Below are 9,282 nucleotides of genomic sequence, written 5' to 3'. Positions count from 1 at the left end.
TCAGGAGTGCCGGGCTGCTCAGGGGTGCCGGGCTGTTCAGGAGTACCAGGCTTATCCGGTTTCTCGGGCTTGTCTGGTTTCTCGGGCTTGTCTGGTTTATCTGGCTTATCCGGTTTGTCGGGTTTTTCCGGTTTGTCCGGATCGGGTCCAGTACCGCCGCCACCTGTTTTTTCCTCGTTTTCCGCGACAACTTCCACATGCTCACCGCGAGCTTGCCCTTCTGGAATGACGAACGCAATCGGCGTACTGTCCTTCACATAGCCAGCCGGAGCTGCCGTCTCGACAAACTGGTATTTCCCAGGATGGAGGTTCTCGACAATCAGCTCGCCGCTGTCATTGGTAGTCAGCCCTTTCAGTTCTCGTCCGTCTTTGTCCATAACGGTTTGCCCATTCTCATCTTCCAGGGTGAAAACAGCTCCCTGCAGCTTGCGGTGTGGACTGCCTGCCTTGATCTTGGTCAGCTTGACCGAGCCTGTTGGCAGCAGTTTGTTGGTCAGTGAAAGCGACAGTGTGCCTTCGTTCATCAGCTCGAACTCCAATGGAGCGGCCAGTTGGTAATCGGGCAGCGCCTTGGTTTCGACGAACTTGTACGTGCCTTGTAGCAGGTTGTTCACGCGAATTTTGCCTGCCGAATCGGTCGTCAAGCCACTGTGCACCACTTTGCCGTCTGCGTCAAGAAGATCGAAGACGACGCCGGACAAAGGCGCTTTTGTATCGTGATCGACTTTCAGCAGTTCAACGGAGCCGATGATTGGGCTGCTTGTTGCCACTTTGTTTTCCACGACCACTTCCACGTGCTTGCCGTGTACCTGATTTCGCTGAATTTCAAAAGCAATCGGCTTGCCAGCTTTTACATAGCCAGCCGGGGCTTTTGTCTCGACAAACTGGTACTTTCCAGGATTGAGGTTTTCGACGATCAGCTCGCCGTTGTCATCGGTGGTCAAGCCTTTCAGTTCCTGTCCGTCTTTGTCCTTGACGGTTTGCCCGTTCTCATCCACCAGGGTGAAAACGGCTCCTTTCAGCTTGTGATTCGGGTACCCTTCCCTGATCTTGGTCAGTTTGACCGAGCCGGGAATCAGCTTGTTGGTCAATGTAAGCGACAGCGTGCCTTCGTCGATCAGCTCAAAAGTCAGCGGGGCGGCCAGTTGATAATCGGCCAGCGCTTTTGTCTCGACAAACTGATATGTGCCGGACTTGAGGTTCTCGACACGGAGCTTGCCGTCCGTATCGGTTGTCAGGTTGCTGTGCAGCACATTGCCGTCTGCGTCAAGCAGGTCGAAGGTGACGCCTGCAAGAGGCTCCTTCGTGTAATGGTCTACTTTCACAAGCTCCACTGCGCCAACATTTTTCTCGTTTTTCATGGTGAGTTTGACGATTTCGGTCTGGTTGGCGACGATCGTGAACGGCTGCGGAGCCGGATTGAGTTTATACCCCTTCGGTGCTTTTGTCTCTACCAACCGATAGTTGCCGGGCGGCAGATCGCCTTTGTACAGCTTCCCGTCCGCACCTGTGGTCAGTTCAGCAACGTCTTCGAATGTTCCGCTGTTGTCAAACTGGAGCAGGAAAACGGCCCCTTCCAGCAGCTTGGCCGGATTTTCGGAGTCCACCTTCACCAGTTCAAAGCCTTGCCGCAGCAGTTTGTTTTCTACGGTCAGCTCAAGCGTGTACGGAACGGTTGGATCGGCGTTGTCAGGCGCTTTCAGGATGATGTCCTTGCCGATGCGGTAGTCATCCGGGATGACGTAGCCATTTGGCGCGGACAGTTCTTTCAGCTTGTAGGTCTTGTATTTGTAGTTTTGGAAAAGCGCAACACCGTCGGCATCTGTCACGATTTTTTCCAGCAGGGTCGTCCCGGATTTGTCATACAGTCCGAACTCTGCTCCCGCCAAAGGCTGCTTGGTCTCAGCGTCTATTTTGATAACCTGGAGGTGGCCTTTACCCGGTGTGCTCGCGCCGCCCCCTGCCCCGGACAGGCTGACCTTGATGCCTTCGTTTCCGTTCTCGTCAACGCCGACAACGGTTTTTCCGGCGAACGAGGCCGCATTGTCGAGGATTTCCCCATGATCCGCATTGATAAAGGACTGGTACTCCAAAATGTAGGCTGTTCGCAACTCATTCTTGAAGGTGATGGAAAAGGTGTTGCCATTGACGTGAAGCGTGTAGTCGTCCGGGTTCAGCTCGTCGGCCTTGGACAGCCCCCCGTTGGCGGCAACGTTTGTCGCATAGAGCTTCAAGGAATCCTTGAGCAAAAGCTGATTGCCCGACAAGGTATCGGTCAAGGTAGCGCCCGCTGCAATATACGACTGACCAGGGTTGACGAGGATGGTCCAGAAAACGTACTCGGATTCTGCACCAGTCCCTTGCCGTCCCGTTTTCAGCAAATATTTTCCGCCGTATGCCGGCTTGACGACAGCTGTGCCTGTAAACAGCGGAGGGGCAGTGAGATCGCTGTCATGCAATGTCGCCTGGTTTGTGTATTCGGACAGGACAGGGAGATTTTCCAGGCTTGTCCTGTAAGTAATCCGGACAGCGAAATCAATGTTGCCAAGGTGAGCTTCAAAGCCGTCATTGCCGTTTTCTGTCAGCTTCTGGAAATTGAAAAACGGGATTTCCTCGTCGACAACTTCTACACCGTTTGCGTCGCCTGTCAGCTTCAGCTTGTACACCTTCAGAGAGCCATCCACGAAGGTCTGCTCGCCACTGTAAAAATCGCGGATAATCGCATTGGCAATTTCGTGGAGGTTGTAGTTCACATCAATCGTCCAGGTGATTTCTTTCGTTTTGGCGTTGTACACGCCTGTCTTGTTTCCGTTGTTTGCGGTGTAGCGATCCGGCGTAACGGTAGCGGATTTGCTGATCGGTGTCTGCGGCGTACCGTTTTCGCTCCAGGTCAGGGTCGCCTTGTTTTTGTAAACGCTTGGACGGTCTTTGGAGGTAGGGTCAAACCTTGTTTCGTAGGTGATGACATGGCTTTTCGTCAGCTTGTTCAAAAAAGTGATGGTAAAGCCTTTCGAAAAGTCGGGGTTTGCCTCTAGCCTGTAGTCCGTATCTTTTTCCAGTTCGCTGATTTTCAGGCTTTCCGGAATCAGCGTCAGCCCCTGCCCTGCGTAACTGTCCGAGATGACAGTGCCTGCATCCATCTCCCAATTGTCGTCATTGAGGCTGATGGTCCATTCAATCGTTTTCTTTTCGTAGTTCACCCGTTCTTTTTTGGCGGTTTTCCAAAAGATTACCTGATTGATGTCCCTGGGGGCTTCGGCTGTCGTGCCGTCGTGGATTTTCGCTTTGTTGCTAACCGTATAGCTGTCCTCGTGAACGCGGTTTTTGGCCTTTGTCTGGTAGGTGATCTCGTAAGCGGCGTTCACGTCTTCGCCAAATTGCAGGCGGAAGCCGTCCGGCGTCTCGCTGACACTGTAGTTCGTGAAGGCAGCGCCTGCTCTGGTCGCTTTTCCGTCGTTGTCGATGTTCATTTGATAGACGGTAAAAGAGCCGGGCACAAGCTGCTGATGGCTGGTGTCAAACTCATCCTCGATCCAGGCATTGCTTTGCGGAATTGCCTGTTCGTTGTAGTTGAACTGGATCGCCCATGTAATGGTCTGTGTGCGGGAATCGTAGTCTGGCGACGTTTTTGTCAGCGGCTTGCTGTATTTGACCGTCACGTTTGCCGAGTCTTGCAGGGCATCGGAAAGATTGCTTCCTGTGACAACGGCGTTGTTGGTGAAGGTCCGGTCTTTCGCTTCGGTCACTTTTGTCTGGTACGTGACGCGATAAGCGCTGTCAATATCGCCAAAGCTGATTTTGAATCCGTTGGCATCCGTCATTTTCTCAGGTGTGAAGGCAGTGATCTCGTCTTTTTGAATCACGGACCCGTCCAGATTCACTTCCAGGGCGAAAACTTTGATGGAAGCCATGTCGACTTCCAGCCCGGCCGGAAGCTCATCGGTAAAAAGAGCATCCTTGATCGAATGTTCACCTTGGTTAAAATCAACGGTCCAGTCGATCAGGCTTGGATTCATCCCTTTGTTGGCTTTTGCAGATTTCTCGATTTGACGGTTGTTTTTGCTTTTGAAATGCACCTGAATCGGGGCAATTCCATCGAACTTGAAGTCGATTTGCTGCTTTGTGCTCCCTTCAAGCTTCTGCTCATCAAACTGGCGCCACACATAGAAGTAGCCGTTGTCCAGCTCTTGCCCGTCGTTGATGGAATCGTTAAAGGTTAGCGTAACAAGGCCGTCTTCCGTCACTTCGTACGTTCCGTAGCCGTTGTCGAGATCCCCGGTCAGGGTGCGGTCGGTCCTGAATTTGTCCGGAAGCGCGAAGGTATACGTGGCCCCTTCTGAATACGGGTGGCCTGCCGGCAGTTTCCAGGTGAACTCAATCTGCACGCGCTCCCCTTGGTCTGGTCGGATATCCTCGATGTTGTTGCCGTCTTTGTCTTTCATAACGACGCTCGTGATGAGGGTTTCGGTGATGATGTCCGCCCCGGCAGGTTGGGGAGTCGACGCGGCGGCATTATCCTCGTCTAGCGGGAGGACCGAACTGTCGTCAGGGGTTGAGCCAGAGCCATCGTCAGGGTTCGGCTCGGAGCCATCGTCAGGGTTGGTGCCTGAGTCGTCGTCAGGGTTCGGCCCGGAGCCGTCGTCAGGGTTGGTGCCTGAGTCGTCGCCAGGGTTGGTGCCTGAGTCGTCGCCAGGGTTCGGCTCGGAGCCGTCGCCAGGGTTCGGCTCGGAGCCGTCGTCAGGGTTGGTGCCTGAGTCGTCGCCAGGGTTCGGCCCGGAGTCGTCGTCAGGGTTGGTGCCTGAGTCATCACCCGTGCTCGCCCCGGAGCCATCATCGCCCGGTGTCGCTCCCGAATCATTGTCCGTAGTTCCGCCTCCTTCCTCATCCCCTGCAAATGCAACTTGCCCGGCTGCTTCCGCGTGGGCTGTCGATACGAATCCGAAGAAACTTTGGACAATGAGAAAGAAGGCTACAACAACGATCCAAGATTTCCTTCGCATAAGTTCCTCCTGTCATTTTCAAAGCACTGTCAGTAGAGAAAACCAATGCTGTATGGTGTTGATTGCTGTAAAAACTCAGCTTTTGGATGACAGCCTTGCTTGTACGATCAACCGCTTTGTCGGATTTTTCGCTCCGACAGGCGTGCATGTGACCAGGGTGAGCAAAGGCTCCCGCTGATCGGCAAGCACCTCTACTTGGTTGCGGTCAACGACAAACGTATCCATGACGATAAATTCATAGTTGGCTGTTTTGGTCTGAATCTCGATGGCATCGTTTGGCACCAGTTCATCTAGCCGATTGAACTGTTTGCCGCGAGTCGCGCCACGGTGCCCTGCCAGCCCGACGTTGTTTTTCCCGAATTCCTTTTCCGGCTCGATCATGCCTGCGCCTTTGCTCAAGACCGCTTCATTTGCGCCTGCAAAAATCATCATTTCCAGATCGATTTTCGGAATCCGGATCACGCCTATGGCCCCTTCCAGCATGGCCGTGGGCACAGCAGTTTGGGCCGTGTGCGTCTGCGCAGCTTTTTCTGTTGCCAAATACTCGTTTTCGCTTGCCAACAGCTCGAATGCGTCAATAAGCTGTTGCTGCTTCTGCTCGTACACTTTCTTTTCCCACTGTGGGTAAAAAAGAAAGGCCAAGCCTGCGAGGATAAAACCAATGCCAAAGAGCAGGCGCACGTGTCTATCCCCTTTCGTTACGGATTGCTTGCGTCATTCCCCCTCTTCCCTTCTATTTACATGTGCCTGTTTCAGGCCAGGCATCTTTTTGAACAAGGCTGTCAGAGCAGCGGATATGAGCTGCCCTTTTTACGTGAACAAGGTAAGTCGGAAAAGAATGCCTGAAACCATAGTAATTTTTCGACCTATACAAATTCTCAACACGGACTGCTTTTTCACGGAGCGGACAGGCTGGGCACAACAAAAAGATACTGTCCAATAAATCCCTAAAATAAAAAATGGGCGAAAAACCGATAAGGTTTCCGTCCATTTTTTGGCTCCCTAGTCTCTTTAAGTTGAAGGCAGTCAGGCGGATGCTAGCCACCATCAGTAGATTGTGGGGCAAAGCCACAATTCCAAACTCTGCGTGAACCTTATCCAGCCCACGCTTTCACTCTCCAACGCAAATCCCCTTGGCGCATTCGTTTTCTTGGCGAGAATCTGACTTTGTGCCTGGATGACAACTCGCTTTGGCGTGTAAAGCGAAATCTCTTCCTTTGCGTTCAGGGTCAGCTTTTTATGGCTGGCCAGCCGCTTGAGCAGCTCCCAGTCCGTCTCATCGTACTGGATGATCGGCTCGCCGATCTGGATACCTTCTCCGATGCTTACATTCACGTTGTAGCCGGGATACGTCTTGATGATTTCCTGTACCAGCTTAGGATAGGTCATGCCTGCCTGCTGAAAGGAGCGGCGTTTATTCGTTACATCGAGCTGGAAGCTTCCGGACTGCCCTTCCAGTTCAATCGCGTAAACGCCTTGCCGATGCGCGATCTGAACAGAAGTCACGACTCCCTTGAAAATTGTCGTTTCGCTTTCGCCATCCGTGTCATACAGGCGTATTTCATCGTCGGAGGCGGCTTGCAGCACGGCATTTACCGTTTCGCTGTCGTCCACGATGCCCCGCAGGTGCAGCTGGGCGTGTTCGTTCGGTTTCCACTCCATTCCTACATCGTCGATTCGTTTGATCCGGTAAGGAGCTGTTACCCGGATCCGTTCATACCCTGTCATCCCTCATTTGCCTCCGTTTGGATCTAGCAGCTGGGCATGAAAAGCGTCCAAAAAGGGCAATTCCGCTAACGTTTCTGACAGACAAAAGGGGCGTCTCGAAGTCCAAAAATCGACTTTGGAGACAGCCCCTGCTGTATGCATTTTGAAAATTTGTAAGCAACCCGTTGACGGTCAGTAAGCGACGTTTTTCGAGACAAAGCCGACGAGCACATTGCCCTGGGCGTCCTGGGTGGAGCCGTAATACCAGTCGCCGTGCTGGCCGACGACCTGAACAAGCGCATGTTGTACGGCATAGCCTCTGCCGCGGCTATCAGCAGAAGGCGTAGCGAAGAAGTAGCCTTTTTCTGCATGAATGCTGACCGTTTTCGGAGTGATGGGGGTATAGCTGGTGATGACTTTTTTGGAGACGAAGCCTTGTCCGATTGTAACAAATTCCGGGTGAGTGCCGGAGTCGGTCAGCTCAAAGCCATACCAGAGCGTTGTGGTCACAGGCGAGTCGGCAGAGGGAGCGGCAAAAACATTTGCTTGCTCTACCGCTACAATGACTTTGGGGGCGACTGGTTTCGGCTGTACTGGCTTGGCTGCTGGCGGCTTGGATGTGGCAGGCTTCGCCTGGCTGCTGCCGGAAGATCGGCCGCCGGAAGAGTTGCTCGCTTTGTTGTGGTAGTGGTACTCGCCGTACTTCAAGCCCCATTTTTCACAATTCGTTCTGCAAGTGTGCCCGCCGTTTGCATCCGTTCGGCCGGGGTGTGCCTCCAGTGACTGAAGAGGAAAGAAAACAACGGCCAAAATGAGAGCGAACAGAAAAGCAGTTTTTTTCATGGCAATCCTCCAAAAGTATTATTTTGGATATTATACCAATTTTTCGGCTGTTTGGACGAGCACAGACACAAAAAAACCGGGTACTCTGCCTACCCGGTGTCAGTTTCGAAATGGATTTTGCCAATGACGGCAGTGGTCAAGGAGTAGCTTTGGCCCGCAGCAGGTTCAATCCCATCCCGATAAAGACGATCCCGGTCAATTTGTTCAGGATGGAAGAAAAATGCGGATGGCTGCGCAGCTTTTGGGTGACGAACGAAGCGAACAGCGCGATCAGGCTGCACCAGATTCCGCTTGTCAGCGTGAATGTCAGGCCCAGCAGGAGAAAAGGCAGCGGACCTGTATAGGTTGCGTCGACGAATTGCGGCAAAAACGCGACGAAAAACAACGCTACCTTCGGATTGGTGACGCTCGTAACAATCGCTTGCCCGTACACCTTGCCCGCTTTCCGGCCAGGCGAGGTCCTGGAGTCGAGCGACAGTGCTTGCTTGGTCATGAACATGCGCACGCCCAGATAGACGAGATAGACGACACCGAGAATTTTGACGATGTTAAAAAGCACGACCGATTGGGCCAGGATGAGCGACAGGCCAAAAGCAGCCAGCACGGTGTGAATGACCGAGCCTGTCAGGATGCCGAGAACAGAGAGGATGCCAGCTTGACGTCCCTGCGCAATGCTGCGGCTGATAATGTACATCGTGTCGGTTCCGGGGATCATGTTAAGCATGATCGCTGTTAGGACAAACGCTTCATAATGAACAATGCCAAACATCTCTCTCCACACTCCATTCAACTCGAACTAAGGGGAAATTATAAAAGATTCAGACAGTCATTTCAATGCACAATTTCCCCCTGGAAAATGGAAAGATTGGAACCGGATTTAGTGATTTGCTATGATGGAGGTATCTGTCAAAAATGTGCAGGGACAAATCCAATCACGGAACGGGTAGCGCTCGATTAAGCTGGAATGTGTGCAAAGAACCAGCATTTGCAGACACCCTGCTGGATTGGACGATCAGGGTGTTTTTTGCAGCGATTCCGGGGGGAGAGCTTCTTTGGTGACGGAGCCTTTGTAATATTTTTCCAGGGACTTGTCTGAGCCTGTCCATTGGGCCAGTTTGGCCAGCACACCAAAAAATGCCTTTTGCAGAAAGATTGGCAGGTAGGGAACGTAGAACTGTCCCATTTTGAACAGCGTGCCCAATAGCAAGATGTTTTTTGGCACGTACTGCTTTAAAAACGGCATGTAAAAACTTCGGCCGTCCGTATCCAGGCCGTAACTGCAGCGGACGAACGACTCGAAAGTGCCGGCAGGACGGATCTCGGCTGTGAAGCTGATAAACTCACTGGAAGGGTTGTAAAATCCGTGAACCTTGTGGAGAGGGATGTCCAGTTTCTCACCTGATTTCAGGATGATTTTTTTTCCGTCAATCTTTACCTCCAAATTTCCGCTAATGCCTTCAAAGGTTTCTACAAGTTCGGTATGATAATGTAGAAAAATTCCATTGTCCGGTGGCAGATCTGTTCGGAAAAGCAAATACTCCCCATTGGTTTCCTCCGTCGTCTTCAGAAAGGTAACGGTTTCTTTCGTATACGGGTTGCTTACACTTCGACTCAAATTTGCCATAGACATACCTCCCTAAGTATTAGTGGAAGAAAGTATTATATGACAGAATATATACTCAATATAGATTATTTGTCCTAAAGCAACAATACTAATCATAGGATGTTCAGC

At 52.1% G+C, this 9,282-nt stretch carries 6 protein-coding genes; all 6 read right to left on the bottom strand.

The annotated features are described in order from the left end of the window. Window positions 1–5,000, bottom strand: a 5,000-nt coding sequence (locus EDM57_RS10660; protein ID WP_211338237.1) for a SpaA isopeptide-forming pilin-related protein, incomplete at its 3' end; no start/stop codon positions are given. A gap of 75 nt (window positions 5,001–5,075) precedes the next feature. Then, window positions 5,076–5,681 carry a class D sortase gene (locus EDM57_RS10655; RefSeq protein WP_122904749.1) on the bottom strand — a complete coding sequence of 202 codons (606 nt, stop codon included), beginning with the start codon at window positions 5,679–5,681 and terminating at the stop codon, window positions 5,076–5,078. Between the two features lie 366 nt (window positions 5,682–6,047). Then, entirely contained in the window at window positions 6,048–6,728 is a 681-nt protein-coding gene (locus tag EDM57_RS10650; protein WP_122904748.1) for a hypothetical protein, read from the bottom strand. Between the two features lie 171 nt (window positions 6,729–6,899). After that, window positions 6,900–7,550, bottom strand: a complete 651-nt coding sequence (locus EDM57_RS10645; protein ID WP_122904747.1) for a YHYH domain-containing protein — start codon at window positions 7,548–7,550, stop codon at window positions 6,900–6,902. A 136-nt stretch (window positions 7,551–7,686) separates the two neighbouring features. Continuing rightward, on the bottom strand, window positions 7,687–8,319 hold the full coding sequence (locus EDM57_RS10640) for a LysE family translocator (protein ID WP_122904746.1): 633 nt from the start codon (window positions 8,317–8,319) through the stop codon (window positions 7,687–7,689). A gap of 243 nt (window positions 8,320–8,562) precedes the next feature. Further along, window positions 8,563–9,174, bottom strand: a complete 612-nt coding sequence (locus tag EDM57_RS10635; protein WP_122904745.1) for a cupin domain-containing protein — start codon at window positions 9,172–9,174, stop codon at window positions 8,563–8,565. Between the last annotated feature and the right edge of the window lie 108 nt (window positions 9,175–9,282).

Source organism: Brevibacillus gelatini (genome assembly GCF_003710935.1).
Taxonomy (GTDB): Bacteria; Bacillota; Bacilli; order Brevibacillales; family Brevibacillaceae; genus Brevibacillus; species Brevibacillus gelatini.
The sequence above is the reverse complement of the archived record's forward strand: the minus strand, read 5'-3'. Positions and strand labels throughout refer to the sequence as shown.

Coding starts and splice junctions, on each gene's coding strand:
- EDM57_RS10645 (WP_122904747.1), bottom strand. CDS start 7,550: ATGAAAAAAACTGCTTTTCTGTTCGCTCTCATTTTGGCCGTTGTTTTC.
- EDM57_RS10635 (WP_122904745.1), bottom strand. CDS start 9,174: ATGGCAAATTTGAGTCGAAGTGTAAGCAACCCGTATACGAAAGAAACC.
- EDM57_RS10640 (WP_122904746.1), bottom strand. CDS start 8,319: ATGTTTGGCATTGTTCATTATGAAGCGTTTGTCCTAACAGCGATCATG.
- EDM57_RS10650 (WP_122904748.1), bottom strand. CDS start 6,728: ATGACAGGGTATGAACGGATCCGGGTAACAGCTCCTTACCGGATCAAA.